Annotated in this window: 19 protein-coding genes, 6 tRNA genes and 1 other annotated feature (1 of these 26 only partly in view); of the genes, 22 read left to right on the forward strand and 3 right to left on the reverse strand. The window is 36.0% G+C overall.

Annotated elements, in window-relative coordinates; translation table 11 throughout:
* Positions 1-78 (forward strand) — a binding site (T-box leader); it begins 97 nt to the left of the window's first position.
* Between the two features lie 230 nt (positions 79-308).
* The 9 genes from glyQ to BM121_RS08930 all read left to right on the forward strand — a co-directional run bounded on the left by glyQ (position 309) and on the right by BM121_RS08930 (position 11,211).
* Positions 309-1,202: a glycine--tRNA ligase subunit alpha gene (gene glyQ, locus BM121_RS08890; protein ID WP_091483290.1), complete on the forward strand. Its 894-nt coding sequence runs from the start codon at positions 309-311 to the stop codon at positions 1,200-1,202.
* Positions 1,189-3,288 carry a glycine--tRNA ligase subunit beta gene (gene glyS / locus BM121_RS08895; RefSeq protein WP_091483291.1) on the forward strand — a complete coding sequence of 700 codons (2,100 nt, stop codon included), beginning with the start codon at positions 1,189-1,191 and terminating at the stop codon, positions 3,286-3,288. The genes glyQ and glyS overlap by 14 nt, the downstream gene beginning before the upstream one ends.
* Positions 3,289-3,304: 16 nt before the next feature.
* A complete protein-coding gene (locus tag BM121_RS08900; protein ID WP_091483292.1) occupies positions 3,305-4,144 on the forward strand; it encodes a pyruvate, water dikinase regulatory protein in 840 nt (279 codons plus the stop codon).
* A 444-nt stretch (positions 4,145-4,588) separates the two neighbouring features.
* Entirely contained in the window at positions 4,589-6,412 is a 1,824-nt protein-coding gene (gene dnaG, locus BM121_RS08905; protein ID WP_091483293.1) for a DNA primase, read from the forward strand.
* A 20-nt stretch (positions 6,413-6,432) separates the two neighbouring features.
* Positions 6,433-7,548 carry an RNA polymerase sigma factor RpoD gene (rpoD, locus tag BM121_RS08910; RefSeq protein WP_091483294.1) on the forward strand — a complete coding sequence of 372 codons (1,116 nt, stop codon included), beginning with the start codon at positions 6,433-6,435 and terminating at the stop codon, positions 7,546-7,548.
* 134 nt (positions 7,549-7,682) lie between these two features.
* Complete coding sequence (locus BM121_RS08915) at positions 7,683-8,222, forward strand: hypothetical protein (RefSeq protein ID WP_091483295.1); 540 nt, start codon at positions 7,683-7,685, stop codon at positions 8,220-8,222.
* A 146-nt stretch (positions 8,223-8,368) separates the two neighbouring features.
* Positions 8,369-8,728: a cytochrome c550 gene (gene cccA / locus BM121_RS08920; protein WP_091483296.1), complete on the forward strand. Its 360-nt coding sequence runs from the start codon at positions 8,369-8,371 to the stop codon at positions 8,726-8,728.
* A 613-nt stretch (positions 8,729-9,341) separates the two neighbouring features.
* On the forward strand, positions 9,342-10,112 hold the full coding sequence (locus BM121_RS08925) for a tRNA (adenine(22)-N(1))-methyltransferase (RefSeq protein ID WP_342714417.1): 771 nt from the start codon (positions 9,342-9,344) through the stop codon (positions 10,110-10,112).
* On the forward strand, positions 10,099-11,211 hold the full coding sequence (locus BM121_RS08930) for a Nif3-like dinuclear metal center hexameric protein (protein WP_091483297.1): 1,113 nt from the start codon (positions 10,099-10,101) through the stop codon (positions 11,209-11,211). The genes BM121_RS08925 and BM121_RS08930 overlap by 14 nt, the downstream gene beginning before the upstream one ends.
* Positions 11,212-11,247: 36 nt before the next feature.
* On the opposite strand, the gene BM121_RS08935 is transcribed toward BM121_RS08930, so the two are convergent.
* Positions 11,248-12,192, reverse strand: a complete 945-nt coding sequence (locus BM121_RS08935; RefSeq protein ID WP_091483298.1) for a 4-hydroxy-3-methylbut-2-enyl diphosphate reductase — start codon at positions 12,190-12,192, stop codon at positions 11,248-11,250.
* Positions 12,193-12,327: 135 nt separating this feature from the next.
* Between BM121_RS08935 and BM121_RS08940 the strand changes: the two genes are divergently transcribed.
* Positions 12,328-13,641 (forward strand): DEAD/DEAH box helicase, encoded by a 1,314-nt coding sequence (locus BM121_RS08940; protein WP_091483299.1) that lies wholly within the window; start codon positions 12,328-12,330, stop codon positions 13,639-13,641.
* A 17-nt stretch (positions 13,642-13,658) separates the two neighbouring features.
* Positions 13,659-14,552: a deoxyribonuclease IV gene (locus tag BM121_RS08945; RefSeq protein ID WP_091483300.1), complete on the forward strand. Its 894-nt coding sequence runs from the start codon at positions 13,659-13,661 to the stop codon at positions 14,550-14,552.
* Positions 14,553-14,764: 212 nt separating this feature from the next.
* On the opposite strand, the gene BM121_RS08950 is transcribed toward BM121_RS08945, so the two are convergent.
* Positions 14,765-15,049 carry a DUF2624 family protein gene (locus BM121_RS08950; protein WP_091483301.1) on the reverse strand — a complete coding sequence of 95 codons (285 nt, stop codon included), beginning with the start codon at positions 15,047-15,049 and terminating at the stop codon, positions 14,765-14,767.
* A gap of 184 nt (positions 15,050-15,233) precedes the next feature.
* On the opposite strand from BM121_RS08950, the gene BM121_RS08955 reads away from it, so the two are divergent.
* Positions 15,234-15,941, forward strand: a complete 708-nt coding sequence (locus tag BM121_RS08955) for a lytic transglycosylase domain-containing protein (protein ID WP_091483302.1) — start codon at positions 15,234-15,236, stop codon at positions 15,939-15,941.
* 87 nt (positions 15,942-16,028) lie between these two features.
* Positions 16,029-16,448, forward strand: coding sequence for a DUF4190 domain-containing protein (locus tag BM121_RS08960; protein ID WP_091483303.1), 420 nt, complete (start codon positions 16,029-16,031; stop codon positions 16,446-16,448).
* Between the two features lie 50 nt (positions 16,449-16,498).
* On the opposite strand, the gene ispG is transcribed toward BM121_RS08960, so the two are convergent.
* Positions 16,499-17,608 carry a flavodoxin-dependent (E)-4-hydroxy-3-methylbut-2-enyl-diphosphate synthase gene (gene ispG / locus BM121_RS08965; RefSeq protein WP_091483304.1) on the reverse strand — a complete coding sequence of 370 codons (1,110 nt, stop codon included), beginning with the start codon at positions 17,606-17,608 and terminating at the stop codon, positions 16,499-16,501.
* Between the two features lie 247 nt (positions 17,609-17,855).
* Here ispG and BM121_RS08970 point away from each other — a divergent pair, with 247 nt between their 5' ends.
* The 9 genes from BM121_RS08970 (at position 17,856) to sodA (ending at position 22,101) form a co-directional block, all read left to right on the forward strand.
* A complete protein-coding gene (locus BM121_RS08970; RefSeq protein ID WP_091483305.1) occupies positions 17,856-18,509 on the forward strand; it encodes an NfeD family protein in 654 nt (217 codons plus the stop codon).
* Positions 18,510-18,977: 468 nt separating this feature from the next.
* Positions 18,978-20,615: a Na/Pi cotransporter family protein gene (locus tag BM121_RS08975; RefSeq protein WP_091483306.1), complete on the forward strand. Its 1,638-nt coding sequence runs from the start codon at positions 18,978-18,980 to the stop codon at positions 20,613-20,615.
* A gap of 165 nt (positions 20,616-20,780) precedes the next feature.
* Positions 20,781-20,855: transfer RNA gene (locus BM121_RS08980), tRNA-Asn, on the forward strand.
* A 4-nt stretch (positions 20,856-20,859) separates the two neighbouring features.
* Positions 20,860-20,933, forward strand: a tRNA-Met gene (locus BM121_RS08985).
* Positions 20,934-20,949: 16 nt separating this feature from the next.
* Positions 20,950-21,025, forward strand: a tRNA-His gene (locus tag BM121_RS08990).
* A 15-nt stretch (positions 21,026-21,040) separates the two neighbouring features.
* A tRNA-Ile gene (locus BM121_RS08995) sits at positions 21,041-21,117 on the forward strand.
* 10 nt (positions 21,118-21,127) lie between these two features.
* Positions 21,128-21,220 (forward strand) — tRNA-Ser (locus tag BM121_RS09000).
* 30 nt (positions 21,221-21,250) lie between these two features.
* Positions 21,251-21,326: transfer RNA gene (locus BM121_RS09005), tRNA-Phe, on the forward strand.
* 163 nt (positions 21,327-21,489) lie between these two features.
* Positions 21,490-22,101 carry a superoxide dismutase SodA gene (gene sodA, locus BM121_RS09010; protein WP_091483307.1) on the forward strand — a complete coding sequence of 204 codons (612 nt, stop codon included), beginning with the start codon at positions 21,490-21,492 and terminating at the stop codon, positions 22,099-22,101.
* Positions 22,102-22,124: the final 23 nt, after the last annotated feature.

Genomic DNA, 22,124 nt, shown 5'->3' on the forward strand with positions numbered 1-22,124 from the left:
AGCAACTTTTTTGAAAGTGGTCATCCTATTTCACTGGGTGACAAGTAGGGTGGAACCGCGGGCAAACCCGTCCCTATGCTTTATCTATTGATAAGGCATAGGGACGGGTTTTCAATTTTTCTAACGTTTTGAGTACAAAATCATAAACGGAGACACTCTTGCCCGAGAGAATGGGGAAAAGTCTCGCCAATTGATAATTTTCACTCGTGCGATGTCCGTAAAATTAACTGATGGAAGTCTCACTTTATAACATACTTTGCTAATTAACGATTTACAAAACGTTCTATACATAGGAGGATGAAGTACTGATGAATATTCAAGAGATGATCTTAACATTACAAAAGCATTGGTCAGATCAAAACTGTATCTTAATGCAAGCATATGACGTTGAAAAAGGGGCTGGAACGATGTCGCCAATGACCCTTTTACGCAGTCTTGGTCCGGAACCATGGAACGTAGCATATGTTGAGCCATCACGCCGTCCAGCAGATGGTCGTTATGGACAAAACCCAAACCGATTATATCAACACCATCAATTCCAAGTCATTATGAAACCTTCTCCTGACAATATTCAGGAGCTATATTTGGAATCATTAGAAAAGTTAGGTATTGACCCAGCGTATCATGATATTCGTTTTGTTGAAGATAACTGGGAAAATCCAACACTAGGTGCAGCAGGATTGGGATGGGAAGTTTGGTTAGATGGTATGGAAATAACACAATTTACTTATTTTCAGCAAATTGGCGGTTTGGAAGCGAATCCTGTAGCCGTGGAAATAACTTATGGGCTTGAACGTTTAGCTTCCTACATTCAAGATAAGGAAAATGTATTTGATTTAGAATGGACAACAGGTGTAACAGTTGGAGATATCTTCTATCAGCCAGAGTATGAACACTCAAAATATACATTTGAGGAATCCAATACCGAGATGCTTTTTGAATTATTCTCTACATACGAGGGAGAAGCAAAGCGGGCAATGGAAAAAGATTTAGTTTTTCCTGCTTACGATTACGTTCTGAAGTGCTCTCACACCTTTAATTTATTAGATGCGAAAGGTGTTATTTCGGTAACAGAACGAACAGGATATATTGGACGTGTCCGAAATTTAGCGAGAGAGATTGCTAAACTATATGTAGCAGAAAGAGAAAGACTTGGATTCCCCATGTTGAAAGGAGAAGAAAATAGTCATGAAAACAACTAATGTTTTGTTTGAAGTTGGTTTAGAAGAAATGCCAGCTCGTTTTATGAATGATACCGAAAAGCAATTAAAGAATAAAACGATCGACTGGCTGAAAAATATTCGATTAGCTTATCAAAATCTAACAATATATATTACACCAAGGAGATTCGCTGTATTAATTGAAGGGTTAGCTTATAAACAAGCAGATCAAGAAGAAGAAGCAAAAGGACCTGCTATGAAAATTGCCCAGGATGATGCTGGTAATTGGACTAAAGCAGCGATCGGTTTCTCTAAAGGTCAAGGGAAGTCTGTAGATGACCTTTATGTAAAAGAAGTTAACGGAACGAATTATATTTTTGTGAACAAATTTTTAAAAGGCAAAACACAAGAAGAGTTGTTACAAGATTTTAAAGATATTATTCTAAGTTTAAACTTTCCTAAAAATATGCGTTGGGCTGATCAAAACTTACGTTATATTCGCCCAATAAAATGGCTTGTGGCATTACAAGATGAAAAAATTATTCCTTTTGAGATAGCTGGTGTACACACAAGTAATGTGAGCTTTGGACACCGATTTTTAGGAGAAAAAATAACAATAAATACTCCATCTTCATACGCCAAACTATTAAATGACCAATATGTGATTGCGGAAACAACGAAGCGAGAAAAAATGATTACAGACGGTATTAAACAACTGGAACAGGAAAAGGGATGGAAAATTCCGGTTGATGATGATTTGTTAACAGAAGTAACTCATCTAGTAGAGTATCCAACTGTATTTTTTGGCCATTTTAGTGAGCAATTTTTGCATATACCACAAGAAGTACTTATTACATCCATGAAAGAACATCAACGCTACTTCCCTGTACAAACTGAAGAAAATCAGTTATTGCCATACTTTATCGGGGTGCGTAATGGTACAAGTGATCACATTGAAACGGTAGCAAGAGGTAATGAGAAGGTATTACGGGCGAGATTACAGGATGCACAGTTTTTCTATGAAGAAGATCAAAAACAATCGATTGACCATAACTTAAAACAATTAGATCGCATGGTTTTCCAGGAAAGCCTTGGTACAATTGCCGATAAAGTAAAACGTGTAACAGAAATATGCGAAATAATTGCAGAGGAATTAGACCTCTCTGAGCAAGAAAAGACTCAAGTTGACAGAGCTGCTAAGATAAGTAAATTTGATCTGGTTACTAACATGGTTAATGAATTCACGGAGCTACAGGGTACAATGGGAAGAAAATATGCCACCATATTTGGTGAAGATGATGTAGTAGCACAAGCAATCGAAGAACATTATATGCCAAGAAATGCCTATGATGAATTGCCAAATAGTGTTGTAGGATCTGTTGTGAGTATTGCGGACAAAATTGATACCATTGTCGGATGTTTTGCGGTAAGGTTGATACCTAGTGGTTCTCAAGACCCTTATGCTTTAAGAAGACAAGCATTAGGAATCTTGCAGATCAATCAACATAGTAGTTGGGATTTAAATATTAATCAATTACTCGAAAAGGTATTTGAATTATTTGATGCAAAAGATATTTCAAAAGCTGAAAAATCTCAGGTATTAATTCAATTAGAATCATTTTTTAAACAACGTGCTGCATATATTATGAAAGAAGCAGACATTGAAGCAGATATCATTGATGCGGTTCTTGTCAGTGAATTGTCCGATTTCTCTTTACTGTTAGAAAAAGCCCAATTATTGAAAGACAAACGTGCAGATTCTAATTTTAAAGACAAACAAGAAGCTTTTGTCCGTGTATTGAATTTAGCAACTAAAGCAGAAGGGCATATTGTTGAATCTAGTCTTTTTGAACAGGATGAGGAATATAAGTTGTATCAAACATATTTAGATATAAAAGATTATTATCAGAGTGCACTTGCCAAAAAAGATGCAAAAGCAGCGCTGGATCAATTAACACCATTAGTAAAGCCTATCCATCATTTCTTTGATAATACAATGGTAATGGCTGATAATGAAAGGATTCGTCATAATCGTTTAGCATTATTAAAAGTAATTGCCAATGAAATTAATAAATTTGCAGATTTAACCAAAGTCCAATGGAAACAAACGCAGATCGTAACGGACTGAGGAGGACATCACGTTCATGGAAAAAGCAATCATTTATGTTGTTTCTGACTCCGTCGGAGAAACAGCAGAATTTGTTACAAAGGCAGCACTCAGTCAGTTTATGAGTGAAAATGACTATGATTTATATCGCATACCATATGTAGAGAATATTGAAGTTTTGCGTGGTGCAGTTTACCACGCAAAACAATTAGGTGCGATGATTGGCTTTACGTTAGTCAACCCAATGTACAGAGAGTTTTTAATTCAGGAAGCCACCAATAAAAATGTCGAATGTGTTGATATAATGGGACCGATGCTTCAGGCAATGGAACGGAAATTTCAAAAGAAACCAAAACAAGAACCAGGACTTATTCATAAGTTGGATGAAGATTATTTTAGAAGAGTGGAAGCGATAGAATTTGCAGTCCGATATGATGATGGTAGAGACCCAAGAGGAGTAGAGCAAGCCGATATCATATTAATAGGGGTTTCTAGAACGTCTAAAACACCGTTATCACAATATTTAGCACACAAGCAATTAAAGGTTGCGAATGTCCCGATCGTACCAGAAGTAGAACCACCATCTTCATTATTTAATATTCCATCCCATAAGTGTATAGGATTAAGAATTAGTCCCGAAAAATTAAACAGCATTAGAAAAGAGCGATTAAAAAGTCTTGGATTGGACGATCAAGCTGCATATGCGAATCTAGACCGCATTGAATCTGAATTAGATCATTTTGATAAGATCATTCATCAACTTGGGTGTCCAGTTATCGATGTGTCGAATAAAGCTGTCGAAGAAATCGCTAATATCATTTTAAATTTGATCAATCAACCTTATTGGGATTTACATGATAATAAGGCGAGTGATTAAATAAGCTAAGATGTTGGAAATTAATATGAATATATATTATAATTATATTTTGTGAAAATGTTTATATTATTAATAAAATGTACATTACTGACTAATATAATAAACTTTAGTTAGTTATTTCAACATTTGATGATAAATAAAAATGTTACAACATTGTGTTATGTTTCAACATTTTTTCAAAAAAACTTTGAATCAAGCAGGAATTTGCGGTTTTGTGTAGAATAATGTAACGAGTAAGATCTTTTGTTATTCGACATTTTTTAACTCAGTGTCATCATATAAATAATGTTAATTATATTAATATGGTGTTTATATCATCTAGGTTGGAGGTATTATCTTAACAAGAGGCTGTTTAGCATAACACAGTGATAGATGTGTTTATACCAAGAATGAGAAAAATGTCGAACTTTTGAATTGAGAAGTTTTGAGAAATGGTGGTAAATAGTGGCCTATCAAGTGTCAGATGAAACAATTGAATCGCTTCGTCATGCTAATGATGTTGTCGATATTGTTGGGGAATATGTTCAATTAAAAAAGCAAGGTCGTAATTATTTTGGGCTTTGTCCATTTCACTCAGAAAATACACCTTCTTTTTCCGTTAATCAAGATAAACAAATTTATCATTGTTTTGGATGTGGTAAGGGTGGCAATGTTATTACATTTATTATGGAAATGGAAGGATACACTTTTCAACAGACTATTCGCTATTTAGCTGAAAAATCTGGTCAGTCTATTCCTGAATTAAAAGAATCATCAACTGAAAGGGTTAATAACGAGGAACAGGCGATTTTAGATGCTTACCAATGGTTAGTAAAACTTTATCATCATTTATTACGCCATTCAAAAGATGGAAAAAAAGCTCTGGAATACCTATATGACAGAGGCTTTTCAGATGAGGCAATCGATCAGTTTCAAATTGGCTATTCACCAACATCAAGAGACTTTATTGCACAATTTTTAGAGAAAAAAGGTTTCCATAAACAAGTAATGGCCAATGCAGGATTATTAACTGCTGGCAATGAAGGAAACTATTATGATCGGTTTCAAGCAAGAGTTATTTTTCCTATCCGTAATCATTTAGGTAAAACAATTGGATTTGTAGGAAGAACCATTACAGATCAGGAACCTAAATATCTAAATAGTCCTGAATCATCTTTGTTTAAAAAAAGCAAATTACTCTACAACTTTGATCTAGCTAGAAGTGAAATTCGGAAAAAAGGAGCAGTAATTCTTTTTGAAGGATCTGCAGATGTTATAGCAGCGCATCAGGCTGGAGTTATGAATGGTGTAGCATCGTTGGGAACTTCTTTAACAGAATCACATACCAGTCTTTTAAGAAGGTATGTCGATACAGTTTTACTTTGTTATGATGGCGATGATGCTGGCCAAAACGCTACTTATAAAGCTATTCAGTTATTCAAAAAAGTTGGTTGTAACATAAAAGTAGCAGCATTACCTCATAATTATGATCCAGATCAATATATTCAAGAGTATGGAAGTGACAAATTCCGAGAACAGGTAATTGGAACTGCAGATACAGAAATGGTCTTCTTAATGAAGTATTTAAAAAAGAATTTTAATTTAAAACTTGAAGGAGATCGACTGCAATATGTAGAAAGAGTAATTGGGGAAATTGCACAGTTAGAGAGTTCTATTGAACGGGATCATTATATTCGAGAATTAGCAGAAGAATTTAATCTCGCTTATGATGCTTTATCACAAGAATTAAAGTCTCGAATACGAAATATCAAAAAAAATGATGATAACCGGCAAAGGTTTGGTAATACTAATGGTGGAAATCAACAGAAATATGCACCAAAACCGTTAAATGCCTTACCACCAGCATATCAAAATGCAGAACGCCGTTTGATTGCATTTATGTTACAAAATACTCACATTGCAGAAAAAGTCAGAGAAACGATTGGATCTAAGTTCAATTCAGAGCAACATCAAATTATTGTAACCCATTTGTACGGATATTATGAAGAAGGGAATTCACCTGATCCCAGTCATTTCTTAACATATCTGGATGATGCAAATCTTCAACAAACTGTTGTTGAATTATCAATGATGGATTATTCTTGGGAAATGTCAGAGAAGGAGCTCCAAGACTATATTCGTCTTATTCAATCAGAACAGACAGAAAGCGAAAAAATAAAGCAACTACAACAACAAATGAAACAGTTAGAGAAAACAGATCCAAAAGAAGCAGCTAAGGTGGCAATGGAGATTATAAAGATAAAACAACAATCGAAAAATTGGAGTTAGTTTTGGAAGGAGGGGCACTCATGGCAGAAAACAAGCCATCACGTTCAAAAGAAGCTGAGTTAACTATTGAGCAGGCCAAAGACCAATTATTGGAATTGGGTAAAAAACGTGGTGTATTAGCATATGAGGAAGTAGCAGAAAGATTATCAAATTTTGAATTAGAATCCGAACAAATGGATGAATTCTATGAGTACCTAAATGAACAAGGTGTAGAAGTGATAGGGGATTCAGATGAAGATCCTACCATGCAACAGCTTTCAAAAGAGGAAGAATTCGATCTGAATGACTTAAGTGTACCGTTAGGAATTAAAATTAACGACCCAGTTCGTATGTATTTAAAGGAAATTGGTCGAGTCGATTTATTATCTGCCTCAGAAGAAATAGACCTTGCCAAAAGAATTGAAGAGGGTGAGGAATACGCCAAAAAAAGATTAGCTGAAGCTAACCTTCGTCTTGTTGTAAGTATCGCAAAACGTTATGTAGGCCGTGGTATGTTATTTCTGGATCTTATTCAAGAAGGAAACATGGGGCTTATTAAAGCAGTAGAAAAATTTGATTTCCGTAAAGGATTTAAGTTTAGTACCTATGCTACATGGTGGATTCGACAAGCGATTACAAGAGCAATCGCAGACCAGGCGAGAACGATCAGAATTCCTGTTCATATGGTAGAAACAATTAATAAACTTATTCGTGTTCAACGTCAATTATTACAGGATCTGGGAAGAGAACCAACTCCAGAAGAGATTGCGAAGGACATGGAATTAACACCTGACAAGGTAAGAGAAATCTTGAAAATTGCTCAAGAACCAGTATCATTGGAAACACCAATTGGTGAAGAAGATGACTCGCACCTTGGAGACTTTATTGAAGATCAAGAAGCTACATCTCCATCTGATCATGCAGCATATGAGTTATTAAAAGAGCAATTAGAAGATGTTTTAGATACACTAACAGATCGTGAAGAAAACGTATTACGATTGCGTTTCGGTTTAGATGATGGCAGAACAAGAACATTAGAAGAAGTAGGTAAGGTATTTGGCGTTACCCGTGAAAGAATTCGTCAAATTGAAGCAAAAGCATTAAGAAAATTACGTCATCCAAGTCGTAGCAAAAGATTAAAAGATTTCTTGGAATAAATTTCTAAGTGTGATAGATGAACTATCTTCTTTAAAAGAGGATAGTTCATTTTGAATTTTCACTAAGGCTATCAATGTTTCACATAATTATCCGATATAATGGTTAAAGTGAATCAGACTTGGAGATGGTATTAATGGACGAGGAACGTAAGCAAACAATTATTAATGAAATTAATTACTGGAAGAAATCTCAATTGTTACCAAATCAGTATTGTGATTTTTTACTAGCTCTATATACGGAAGGTGAAGGGGTTACTACAGAGGAAGATAAAGGAGCGAAGCAAACACCATATTACTTACTATTTTATTTTCTGGATACATTACTCATATTATTACCTTTTTTAATATTTCAGGTTACAGATAATCTTCTTGCACAAATGATTGGTATCGTTCTCACATTATGTACTGCGTTTGTTATGATAAAACTTTTTTCACGACATGATGAATTGCAAGATTCTTATGCAGTTATGATATGCTTTGTAGTGTTTTTATTTTCTACTGTGTTATGGATGACTGATTATATACGTATATCGGGAATAGTGTATATATGGATTTTTATCAATAGTATCTCTTGGATTACCTTTGGTAAGATAAAAAAACAATTTTTCTTGCAAATAGCAGGTGTTTTTATTTTAATTATTCTAACAATCATGTTAGGTTTTCACTATTTTTAGACAATTTCATGAATTTTAATGAGTATCACTTTTCTATTTGCTTATTTTGAAGTAAAATAAAGATGGTTTTCCATTATACATATTTGAAACATTTATTGGGTTGTACAAACCAAATTTGACGTGTAATTGAAGGAGGAAAAAAAACGATGAAAAAAAATCCAATTATACCTTTTGCACTTATTGCTGTTCTTGGGATTTTAGCAATGATCATTTTATCCGTAGTGGGGCAAAATGAACAAGAAAAAATTGCAAATGGTGGGGATGAAGGAGAAACAACAGAAGCAGCAGATCCAGAAGCATTAATCCAAAGCTGTATCGGGTGTCATGGTGGTGATTTAGAAGGTGGAAGTGGTCCATCTCTTAATGATGTTAATGAGAGACTAAGTGTTGAGGAAATTGAAAGTATGATTATTAACGGTTCCGATAATGGTAATATGCCTGGAGGATTAGTAAGTAATGAAGAAGCTACAGTATTAGCTGAATGGCTGTCTGAAGGGCAAGAATAAATTTGCAAAAGCTTTCTGTCTCGACAGAAGGCTTTTTTCATAAGACTATATAGTTGTAACATATGCACAAAAACCATAAACTGCGCAGTAACTAATTGCGTAGATTTGCTTTCTTCCACCTTTTTGATGGTGAGTGCTGGGAAATGCTCCGGCAGAATACTTCGCTTTCACCCGAGGGCACAAGTGCGACATCTGTTCAACTTACAGTGTCTTCTATGCCACGGGCACGGCCTCAGCCTCCTCAGAAAACAAAGAACGTTTTCTTGTGGGGTCTTCGGCTCGCGCTGTTCCTGTAGGAGTCTGCGTATTCTGCCTCCGCTTTGCGTAGTGTTCTGATTATCGAAAGAAGTGAACTTTTGGGAATATATTCTGTGAATTCTTTCTTACTTGATAAGAAATACACACTAAGCTGCGGAAAAATGCGACACTCCTGGGGAAACAGTGCGAGCCGAAGATCCACTTGGTGAAGTGATTTTCTTCACCAAGTTAGCTGAGGCCGTGCCCCCGGAAAGGGAGTGTTTTTCCGCAGCGACGAATTAGCACACTCAACTTCAGAGGAATGGAAGAAAGCTCATTAAACAGAATTTTCACAACTTCGCAGTTTGTATCTTTTGTGAATCAGAATAGAGCAGGGCCGGGTGGGTTTTATCCGGTTTTCTTATCTTTAAATAGTGAAGGGACAAGAATCATGTTATCAAAAAGACTAGAACAATTAGCTGACTATCTCCAGGAGCCTATATATTTTGCCGATATTGGTTCTGATCATGCTTATTTACCATGTTATGTTTGTGCACGGCATGAGAATGCAACTGCCATTGCTGGGGAGGTTAATCAAGGTCCGTTTGAAAGGGCAAAGCAAACCGTTAGAGAACAGGGGCTAGGCGATCGTATTGAAGTAAGAAAAGGAAATGGCTTAGAAGTAATTAGAGAAGAAGAAGAAGTCAATCAAATTACCATTGCCGGTATGGGAGGTAAACTGATCCGTACCATTCTGGAGGAAGGTAAATCTAAATTATCTGGTGTTTCACGCTTAATTTTACAACCTAATATTGATGGCCCAATCGTCCGTAAGTGGTTAATAGAGCATCAATATCAGATTGTTGCAGAAGACATTATTTCAGAAGATGGCTATATTTATGAGATCATTGTCAGCGATTATCGAAATGCTCCTATTGAACTTTCGGGAAGAGAACAATTATTTGGTCCATATCTTCTGAAGAAAAAAAGTAATGTTTTTTACGAGAAATGGTTTAATGAGAAAGAGAAACGTATGAAGCTGATTAACCAGATGAACCAAGCAACTGACTTACCTATTGAAAAAATCAAAAAGTTAGAAATAGAAATGGAATGGATAGAGGAGGTAATAGGAGATGACGACCGTTAAGGATGTAATCCGTTTATTTGAAAAATGGGTTCCTAAGCACTACGCAGAGTCTTGGGATAACGTCGGCTTACAAGTGGGGGACAAAAATCAAAAAGTTAATAAACTAATGGTCACTTTAGATGTAATAGACGCTGTTGTAGATGAGGCTATTGAAAATAACGTTGATCTCATTATTGCGCATCATCCACTATTATTCAAAGGGTTAAAGAATATTGACTTTCAAGATCCCAAAGGGCGCGTAGTTAAAAAATTAATCCAGCATAATATATCCGTTTATGCTGCACATACCAATCTTGATGTAGTCAATGGCGGTGTGAATGACTTGTTGGCAGAACGATTAGAACTTACTATGACAAAGGTTTTAGTGCCAACAGTAGAGGAACAATTTTTAAAATTTATCGTCTATGTTCCGCAAACACACTTAAATGATCTGGTAGATGCTTTAGGGGACGCTGGAGCCGGATATATTGGTAACTACAGCCATTGTACTTTCCGAACTACAGGAACCGGTGCATTCAAACCGTTAGAGGGAACTAATCCATTCCTTGGTAGACAAGGTGAAATAGAAGAAACCATTGAATATAAGGTTGAAACTATTATTAAAAAAACACAATTGTCTTCAGTCATACAGGTAGCAGAGAAGGCACATCCATATGAAGAAATGGCATATGACTTAGTACCGCTCGCTAATAAAGGAAAACAAGAGGGATTAGGTCGTATTGGTAAGCTGCCTCAGCCGATGAAGTTATCAGAGTACGCTGAAGTCGTAAAACGCAATTTAAATATTTCGACATTGCGTTATATTGGGGACCAAGATCAAATGATTAAGAAAGTTGCTGTACTAGGTGGTAGTGGTAAAGGATTTATCGATATAGCTCGTAATGCTGGTGCTGATCTATATATTACCGGCGATTTAACCTTTCACGAAGCACAAGACGCCGAAGAAGCTGGTCTTTGTCTGATTGATCCAGGTCACCATGTGGAAGAAGTAATGAAAGAAGGGGTAAAAGATTATTTCTTAACAAACCTTGATGCTTTACCAGAAAAAATAGAGGTAGACATCTCACGACTATCAACGGATCCATTTCATTATCAATAATACTGAAGAAGCAAGCGCCATAATGGCGCTTGCTTCTTATTTTTTAGCTTTTACTTTTGGTAAGATCTTGTCTTTCTGTACTTTCGAAGTGCGATCCCAAGTTTCAGGATCATTTGGGTTATATTGTTCGATAAATTTGATTACTTCTTTTGCGATTGGTGTCGGTGTAGAAGCACCAGCAGTAACGGCAACTTTGGAAACACCTTCTAACCATTCATATTGAATTTCAGATACATCAGCTATTCGATAAGCTTGAGTATCAGCTTTTTCAATGGAAACTTGAGCTAAGCGGTTGGAGTTATTACTGCGTGGATCTCCAACAACTAAAGTTAAATCGGCATCCTTTGCTTGTTCTGCTACTGCTTCCTGTCGAACCTGGGTTGCCATGCAGATTTCCTGTTCCAACTCTGTTTGTGGATATTTTTCTTGTACTCTTAACATCACATCATGAACATCCCATTGACTCATCGTAGTTTGATTTGTTACTAATATTTTTGCTGAATCGATCTTAAGTTTTTCGGCATCTTCCTGATTTTGTATTAAATGAACATGGTCCGGTGCTACACCTACTGCACCCTCAGGTTCAGGATGGCCTTTCTTGCCAATATAGACAATTTCATAATTATCTTTTACTTTATCGCGTATTAAATCATGTGTTCTCGTAACATCAGGACACGTTGCATCCAGTACAGTCAGCCCTTTTTTTTCTGCACGATTTTTTACCTCTGGTGAGACACCATGAGCTGTAAAAATAACAGTACCGTCTTCAATGTTTTCTAAAAGCTCACCGCGATTATTTCCGTCTAATGTGTAAACACCTTGTTCTTGAAAGGCGTTGGTTACATGCGAATTATGAACAATCATACCAAGTATATAAATAGGGCGAGGTAGATTGGGATCTTTCACTGCATTTTGAGCAATTACCATTGCATCGACAACTCCATAACAATATCCTCTAGGAGCAATCTTAATTACTTCCATCGTGGTTCCCCCTCTGTACTTTCTACTAGAGATCAAGTAAAATGTTAATAACGGACTTGAATTTGTCCAATACTTATATTATAAAGGTATTTGCTACAATTGACAAAGATATTTGCTAACTAGAAGGAGATTAACATGGAAAAACATTTATTTAAACAATACGCATTGGATGATTGGATGAATGAAGTGATTGGTAAGCTAGGATTTTATGAGCCAACTGCCATTCAAGCCAAGGTCATTCCAGAGGCTTTAAAAGGAAAAGACATTATCGGACAATCGGAAACCGGATCAGGCAAGACTCACGCCTTTTTGATTCCATTATTGAATAAAATCGATATCGATCAATCCAAAACACAAATTGTGTTAACCGCACCAACTAGAGAACTTGCTACTCAAATATATGATGAAGCGAAAAAAATCATGCAATTATCTAATGATGAAGATAAGTGGCGTGCGAAACTCATTATAGGCGGCACAGATAAAAAACGAATGGTGGAAAAAATGAAACAAGCACCACACATAGTGGTAGGTACACCCGGACGAATTTTAGATCTGGTTCAGGAAGGTGTATTAGATATTTATTCCGCAAAGTCTTTTGTAATGGATGAAACAGATTTAATGTTGGAATTAGGACTTATTGAAGAAATTGACCGGATACTTACAAATGCACATCCTGACATTCAAGTGATGGTGTTTTCGGCAACTATTCCGGAAAGATTACAGCCTTTTCTCAAGAAATATTTACATGCACCTCTTTATGTCAATATTGATGATCGGTTAGCTCCTGAAAATCTGGAGCATCGTTTAATTGATCTTCGACATCGCGAACAAGCTGATGTCATTTTTGAAATTTCCAAGGTAATTCAACCGTATTTAGCTATTATTTTTACGAACGGAAAGGAAAATGCTAATCAGTTAGCAAAAAATTTACAGGCTAAAGGATTAGAAGTTGGTCTCATTCATGGTGGTCTTAAACAGCGAGAACGAAAAAGAGCCCTTAAAGAAATTCAGCAGCTAAAATATCAATATATCGTAGCGACAGATCTTGCTTCACGTGGTATTGATATTAAGGGTGTAAGCCATGTAATTAATGCAAATTTACCAAAAGAGGAATCGTTCTATTTGCATCGTGTCGGCAGAACAGCTCGAGCGGGAATGGAAGGTACAGCGATAAGTCTTTACCATGAGGAAGATGTAGCACTTATTAAAAAATTAGAGAAAAAGGGATTAACTTTTACATTTTATGATGTCTCAAAAGGAGAATGGCGTGAAGCTAAAGCATGGAATGTAAGGCAAAAGCGCGAAAGACAGGAAAATGACACGGAGAAAAAAGCGTGGCAACAAGTAAGAAAACCTCAAAAAGTGAAGCCGGCTTATAAGAAAAAATTAAAAAAACAACAACAAAACGCAAAAAAGAAAATAGAAAGAAATCAATTTAAGAAAAAATAGAAAAGGTGAGAGGTATTATGTTGAAAATTGGATCACACGTATCATTGAGTGGAAAGAAAATGCTTTTAGGTTCAAGTGAAGAGGCAGTGTCATATGGTTCAACCGCCTTTATGATTTATACAGGAGCTCCACAAAATACTAGAAGAAAACCAATCGAAGAGTTAAATATTGAATTAGGTAGTCAACATATGGAGCAAAACGGTATAGTCGATATGGTTGTCCATGCACCATATATTATCAATATTGGTAATACGACAAAGAAAGAAACATTTGAACTAGGAGTAACGTTTTTAAAGAATGAAATTGATCGAACAGAAGCACTTGGCGCTAAACAAATTGTACTTCATCCAGGTTCACATGTTGGGGAAGGTGTAGATAAAGGAATAGCCAAAATTATTAAAGGATTAAATGAGGTATTGGATCCCAATCAAGATGTTCAAATTGCATTGGAAACAATGGCTGGTAAAGGGTCAGAAATTGGTCGCAATTTTGATGAATTAGCAAGAATTATCGATGGTGTAACACATAATGAGAAACTTTCGATCTGTATGGATACTTGTCACATTCATGATGCTGGATATCCGATTGTTGATGATTTTGATGGTGTCTTAAATGAATTTGATAAAATAATTGGTCTTGATCGATTAAAAGTAGTTCATATTAATGACAGTAAAAATGTACAGGGTGCCGGAAAAGACCGTCATGAAAATATTGGCTTTGGACATATTGGGTTTGAGACGATTCATAATATTGTCCATCATGATCAATTAGCAGAATTGCCTAAGATTTTAGAAACTCCTTATGTTGGAGAAGATAAGAAAAATAAAAAACCTCCATATAAATTTGAGATTGAAATGTTGAAGAATGGTTCTTTTGTTAAAGATTTAAAAGAACAGATTGTAAATCAGTAATTTCTTAACCTGACTGGAATATATTCACTTTCTAAATATCTTCCAGTTGCAATATTTAAGATTAGCCCCTTACATTTAAAATGAAAGGGGCTTTCTTTTCTTTAATCACGGAGCTAATCTTACGTAAAACCACTCACTGATGGATGTCTCTTACTTTTTTGATTGAAGGAAACATCAATTAAATCACTTTTCGTGGATTGCGTTCTTCTTAATTATTTGAAATAATCTTCTACTCCATATTCTTTAATCAATTTATGAAATAGTTGTTGGCAAGCTTTGGCGGTTTTGATGTCTGTAATTTGAGCTAGTTTTTTTAGCATTTGTGCTCGGTCTTCGGCAATTAACGGATCATAACTGCTCCTCTTTAAATGACCGGATATTAACTTCGCTTGTTCTTCAGTAATAGAAATGCGATATTTATTTGCATATTCTGTTATTTCCTTTGTACTGATTTTCTTCAATTTACTCACCATTATACGTTTAGTTAAACCGTTCATATTAAAAACTCCTTTGTAGTCGTTTCCTTATTTTATGCAATAATGTTTAAGTATTGTGCATATAGGTAATAAGAGTAGAGTGCGAATTGTTTGCAATAATCGACATTTTTCGCTAACATAAACCGCTGTAGATTAAAACTACAATGTCAAGCTATGCTTTGACAGCAAAGGAGTGTATTTTTACATGTCAAAAAAAATACAATGGATTAGCATTGTATTGGCTTTGGTGCTTATAGGTTCGAGCTATTATCAAGTAAATTCATATAAATCAGAAATGCAAGCACTGAAGAAAGATAAGGTTGAATTAAAGCAAGAGATGCAAAATGTGGAATCTCAAGCTCAATATATCTTTAATCAAGCTAATCAAAAAGAAATTGAATTAACGCACGAAACTTGGCCAAAATATTTTGATATTGCAGAAGTCATGGTGGAGGAAAGCGATGGTAAATTCTTGAGGCCATGGGCCATTTATTTAGTAAAAGAAGCAGAAACGTATGGCATCGATCCATTTATCGTCTATGAACTGTTAAAAATTGAAACAGGCGATAATTTTGATCCAGAATTAGTTGGTCCGGAAACAAAATATGGCCATGCGTACGGTATGGCACAGTTTATGAAAAATACAGCACCATGGATAGCAGATATGGCTGAAATGCCATATGAAGATGAGCTTTTATTTGATCCATATTATTCCATAAAATTATCTTTAGTCTATGTAGATTATTTATATGAACAATATGACAATTGGGACGAAACATTGACAGCCTATCATCGTGGTATGGCAGGGTTGGAACAATATAAGCTTAAAAATGGCCATGCGAATAGTGAATATGCCACACGCATTCAAACTAATGCCCAAAAGTATAAAGAATTTGTAGCATATGCGCCGTAATTGGAAAGTAGAATTTACCACGTAAGACGAAAAAGAAATAAGGCATACTAAAAATGTACCTCTAAAAGAAAGGGAGGGTATAACAGTATGCCAGAGAATCAGGATCAACAGCAGCGTGTTGAGAATGCGCCCAAAATCGATAATGGTCATATCGATGAAGCGCCGCAGTCGAAACAATTTGTAAATACTGATGAATTGTATGCAGTAGATGAGGCATATAAAAGGGAAGCTGAGGCGTCTGCTGAGTTATCAGCAAATGAATTTAACCGTCCGATTGAGTCTGAAGAACAAGAAACCGAAATGCAATCAGATGTCAATACAGCATATGGTTGGGCAGGATTAGTTTTAGCTTTAGCTTCCTTTTTTGTTTGGCCATTAATACTTGCTATTGGTGGTGTGGTCTTAGGGTTTATTTCTAAGCGACAAGGTGCCGATACGCTAGGTAATGCGTCTATCGTAACAGCGATTGTTTCTATATTAATATCGCTGATATTTGTACCGTTATAATAAAGAAGGGCAAGCCTTTTAGTAAAAGGCTTGCCCTTTCTCATGAAATATTATACTTCCTGTGTTTCTTCTTCTTCTTTTTGTTTTTGTATAAATTCTTCTGCAATTTTATCGACTTCAATCTTAAGTTCCTCAACCATCGTATCTTCAGGTACTTTTCTAATAATTTCACCATGACGGAATAATAAACCTTCACCGCGAGCTCCTGCGATACCAATGTCTGCTTCGCGAGCTTCTCCTGGACCATTTACTGCACAACCAAGTACTGCTACTTTAATAGGTGCTTTTATGGTTGAAATATATTCCTCTACTTCATTTGCAATCTTAATAAGGTCAATTTCAATTCTTCCACAAGTTGGACAGGAAATTAAGGTTGCTGCATTAGATGCTAGACCAAAGGTTTTCAATAATTCTTTGGCAACTTTTACTTCTTCTACTGGATCAGCACTTAACGAAATACGCATGGTGCTTCCGATCCCTTTACTTAGGATGGCACCCATACCAGCGGCACTTTTTATACTCCCTGCAAAAAGAGTTCCAGATTCTGTGATACCCAAATGTAGAGGATATGGAATAACTTCTGCTGCTTTTTCATAAGCTTCAATTGCTAATTTTACATCTGAAGCTTTTAATGATACAACAATGTCATGAAAATCTAGATCTTCTAAAATTTTAATATGATGAAGGGCACTTTCAACCATTCCTTCAGCTGTTGGATAACCGTATTTCTCTAGGATGTGGCGCTCAAGAGAACCAGCGTTTACTCCAATTCGCATTGGAATACCCTTTTCCTTAGCAGCATTTACTACTGCTTCCACTTTATCTCTTTTTCCAATATTACCTGGGTTAATACGAATTTTATCTGCGCCACCTTCAATTGCTTTTAGCGCAAGCTTATAATTAAAATGGATATCAACTACTAATGGAATGTTGATTCTTTTTTTGATTTCAGGAATTGCGTTAGCTGCGCGTTCGTCAGGACAAGCTACACGCACAATTTGACAGCCTGCCTCTTCAAGCCGTTCAATTTCTTTAACGGTTGCTTCGACATCGTGGGTTTTGGTAGTTGTCATGGATTGGATAACTACTTGATCTTTGCCTCCAACCATTACATTCCCAACTTTCAAAGGCCGTGTATCTTTCCGATGTATTAAAGTCATAAATAAAATCGCTCCTTTAATTCAGTTTCCCAAAATTCATGCATATAAAATGGCAAATCTCTGTTAGAGTTTATTATCAAACATTATCAGTGGCAGAAATTTATTACCATTGTCCATTATAAAGGTTAAAATAAAAAAAGAGAAGTACCAAACCTTATTCTTAAAGAAAAAATAATAATTTGAAACGAATTAATATTTCTTTTCGTATGTTATGATAGATAGAAAAAAGCTGATTTGAGGTGAATAAATGTTTCCGATAACTGCTGATTGGATGAGTTTTGTCATCGTTGCTCTAGCAACCCTTTTTCTTATTGGTGAACTACTCGTCAGTACAAAAGGCATATTTAGTATTTTAGGTTTAGGTTTTATCACTATCTATTTCGCTTCATTTTTAGATCCAGGTATGTTTTTCGTTATGATTATAATATATTTCTTTGGATTAATACTGATGATTATTGATGGAAAGATTTTAAATGATGGAACCTTGGCAGTAATTGGTCTTGTATGTATGTTCGTGTCTGTTGGATTTACCGCACCTAACATGGTTGCTGGCTTATACGCTGTAATAGGTGTGTTTATAGGTGGCATCAGTTCGTTTGCCTTTTTAAAAGTTTTTAAGAAGCGTCAAATGTGGACCAAAATAACGTTGTTTGATCAACTGACAGAAGAAGCAGGGTATTCAAGTATCAATCAATCGTACAAAGAGTTAGTCGGTAAAAGAGGAATAACAACGACAGATATGAGACCTATTGGTACGGTAATGATCGGTGATGAAGAATATAGCGCAATTACACAAGGAAAATGGGTCGCGAAAGATACCGAAGTGGAAGTCATGGATGTAGACGGAACGAAGATACTGGTAAAGGATAGTGAAAAGTTACAAAAAAAGTCTGCTGATTAAAAGTAGACTTTTTTATTTTTGTGCATTTTTGTTGTTTTAATCACCTCCGTTTACATAAACTAAACAGAAACTTCACGTAATGTGGTTCTCTCCATGTTCTTTGAATAAGTGTTAACATCTTAAGTCCACATCTACTCAAGCAAGCTTTCGCAGTGTGTCCCTGTAGCCTTTGTTAGGAGGACTCGTGCTTCAGTGGAATAATAACAAAAATTTTGTCAAAAGGTCTGTTATTATGTCCGAATATTGTTATAATGAAATTGTTTGTTAAGGTTTTGTAAATTTTAAGAAAATTACTTTACAAACCCTCAACAAATCATTAATAATGAATTGGTATGCGTGAAAAGTGTTGTCTAATTTTGTCGGTGCAATCTTAGAAATATAGAAAAAACGGGAAAGAAGGCAATACTTTTGACACATTGGTGATAATACTAAAGAAAGATAATGTTTTGTGAGAAGGGATGAACACTGTTGGATGTAAATGTACAAACTATGATTTTTGAGTTTATCGGTGGTTTGGGGATATTTCTTCTTGGTATTAAGTATATGGGGGAAGGACTTCAAAAAACTGCAGGTGATCGGTTGCAGGAAATTTTGGACAAGACAACGAGTAATCCATTTATGGGGGTACTTGCAGGTATCTTTGTAACGGTTTTATTGCAAACAAGTACAGGGACAACGGTACTTACGGTAGGATTAGTTAATGCAGGGTTCATGACGTTGAGACAGTCTATTGGCGTTATTATGGGGGCAAATATTGGTACAACAATGACTGCTTTCATTATTGGTATTGAAATTAAAGAATATGCATTGCCAATCCTTGCAGTTGGTGCACTTATGTTATTTTTCTTAAAAAGTAATAAATTATCTAATATTGGATTAACTATCTTCGGATTTGGTTCCTTATTCTTTGGACTAGATTTAATGGGATCTGGACTGAAGCCATTAAGACATATGGAAATGTTCCATGACTTAACCGTAAGTATGTCCGATACGCCTATACTCGGTGTTGTTATAGGTACAGTGTTCACTGTAATTGTTCAAAGTTCAAGTGCTACCATTGGTATTTTACAAAGCCTTATGACAGAAGGGGCAATTGAACTTAAGGCAGCATTGCCCGTGTTGTTCGGGGATAATCTTGGTACTACAATAACAGCAGTGATTGCTTCAATTGGTGCAACTGTTGCCGCTCGTCGTGCAGCATTAACCCATGTAATTTTTAATGTGATTGGAACAGTAATTGTGGTAAGTTTACTTACAGTATATACAGCTTTTATTTCCAATTTACAAGGATGGCTAGATCTTAATCCATCGATGACAATTGCGTTTGCGCATGGTATTTTCAACTTTAGTAATACGATAATTCAATTTCCATTTATTGGATTATTGGCGTTGTTAGTAACAAAGATTATTCCTGGTGAAGATACAGCCATAAAATATAAGCCACAGCATTTAGATCCAATATTTATTAACCAATCACCATCTATTGCCTTGGATCAAGCAAAGGCAGAAGTTATTCATATGGGTAAATACTCAATCAAAGGGCTTGAAGAAACAAGTATGTTTTTAAACAGCCATAATCAGAAGAATGCGGAGATGGCTTCACAGTTAGAAGGAGCATTAAATAATTTAGATCGTGAGATAACCTCTTATTTAGTAGAATTATCAGGTACCAATTTTTCGGAAGTAGAACGAAATAATCATTCTGCCTTAATTAATTCTGTACGTGATATTGAACGAATTGGAGATCATTTTGAAAACATTACTGAATTAATTAATTACAAAATATCTAATAAAGTGGATATTACAGAGCAAGGTATGATTGACCTAAACGAGATGTTTGATTTAACGATCAGCACAGTGAAAGAGGCTGTAAGAGCATTAGAAGACATGGATAGAGAAGCAGCATTAAATGTAGTACAAAAAGAAAATGAAATAGATAAAATGGAAAGAAGATATCGAAAAAAACATATTATTCGCTTAAATGAGGGAGCATGTACCGGCGCGGCAGGTATTGTATTTGCAGACATTATTAGTAACCTTGAACGTATCGGAGATCATGCTGTCAACATAGCTGATGAAGTATTAGGAGAAAGACAAAAGCACTAAATATGATCAAGATGGAAGTAGTTTTTATGACTACTTCCTCCATTTTTCATTCGTGAATAAGCTGTTTGTATAACTTTATTAGAAAAAAATCACACAAAACTATTGACGAATGTGTCCTGCTGTGATAAATTATTAAATGTCGCTTCAGTGATTACATAATTTTATTCCACAGTAGCTCAGTGGTAGAGCAATCGGCTGTTAACCGATCGGTCGTAGGTTCGAATCCTACCTGTGGAGCCATTATGGCGGTGTAGCTCAGCTGGCTAGAGCGTACGGTTCATACCCGTGAGGTCGGGGGTTCGATCCCCTCCGCCGCTATTTATAAGTAACGATGGCGATCGTGGTGAAGAGGTTAACACATCGGATTGTGGTTCCGACATGCGTGGGTTCGATCCCCATCGGTCGCCCCATTAAAATAAAATACAGGACCCTTAGCTCAGTTGGTTAGAGCTATCGGCTCATAACCGATCGGTCGCAGGTTCGAATCCTGCAGGGTCCACCATTTTTCAAACGGAGGAGTACCCAAGTTCGGCTGAAGGGAGCGGTCTTGAAAACCGCCAGGGGCTTCATCGCCCGCGGGGGTTCGAATCCCTCCTCCTCCTCCATACATATTTTTAAAGAAATACATATCTTTTGGCTCGGTAGCTCAGTCGGTAGAGCAACGGACTGAAAATCCGTGTGTCGGCGGTTCGATTCCGTCCCGAGCCACCATTTCAACAAGCTAACATAAAAGCTTGTTTTTTTATATCTGTTAAGATATAAGAAAACATAGACTGTGTAAATGCTAAATATTTGCATTTTATTTTAGTGTTTTGATACCATTTGCCATAGAGAGATTTTTATACTTTCTAATTAAATAATAGGAGGAATAAACATGGCAAACTTTACTTTACCAGAATTACCTTATGCATATGATGCATTAGAGCCTCATATTGATAAGGAGACAATGAACATTCATCACACAAAACACCACAATACTTATGTCACCAAATTAAATGCTGCATTGGAAGGCCACGATGATTTAGCAAATAAATCAATCGAAGACATTCTTGCAAACCTTGATGCTGTTCCTGAAAACATCCGTACTGCGGTAAGAAACAACGGTGGTGGACATGCTAACCATAGCTTGTTCTGGACGTTACTTTCTCCAAACGGTGGCGGTGAACCAACAGGTGAACTTGCGGACAAAATCAATGCTGCTTTCGGTAGCTTTGATAAGTTTAAAGAAGGTTTTGCTGCAGCTGGTGCCGGCCGATTTGGTTCAGGATGGGCATGGCTAGTAGTAGACAACGGTAACCTTGAAATTACTAGTACTCCTAACCAAGACACTCCTATTTCAGAAGGTAAAGCTCCAATTTTAGGATTAGACGTTTGGGAGCATGCATATTACCTTAAATATCAAAACAAACGTCCTGACTACATCGCCGCTTTCTGGAATGTAGTGGATTGGGATAAAGTAGCAAGCTTATATAACGAAGCGAAATAATTAAAATTAATCAAGAAAGGGCT

It is taken from the genome of Gracilibacillus orientalis, assembly GCF_900114645.1.
GTDB lineage: Bacteria > Bacillota > Bacilli > Bacillales > Amphibacillaceae > Gracilibacillus > Gracilibacillus orientalis.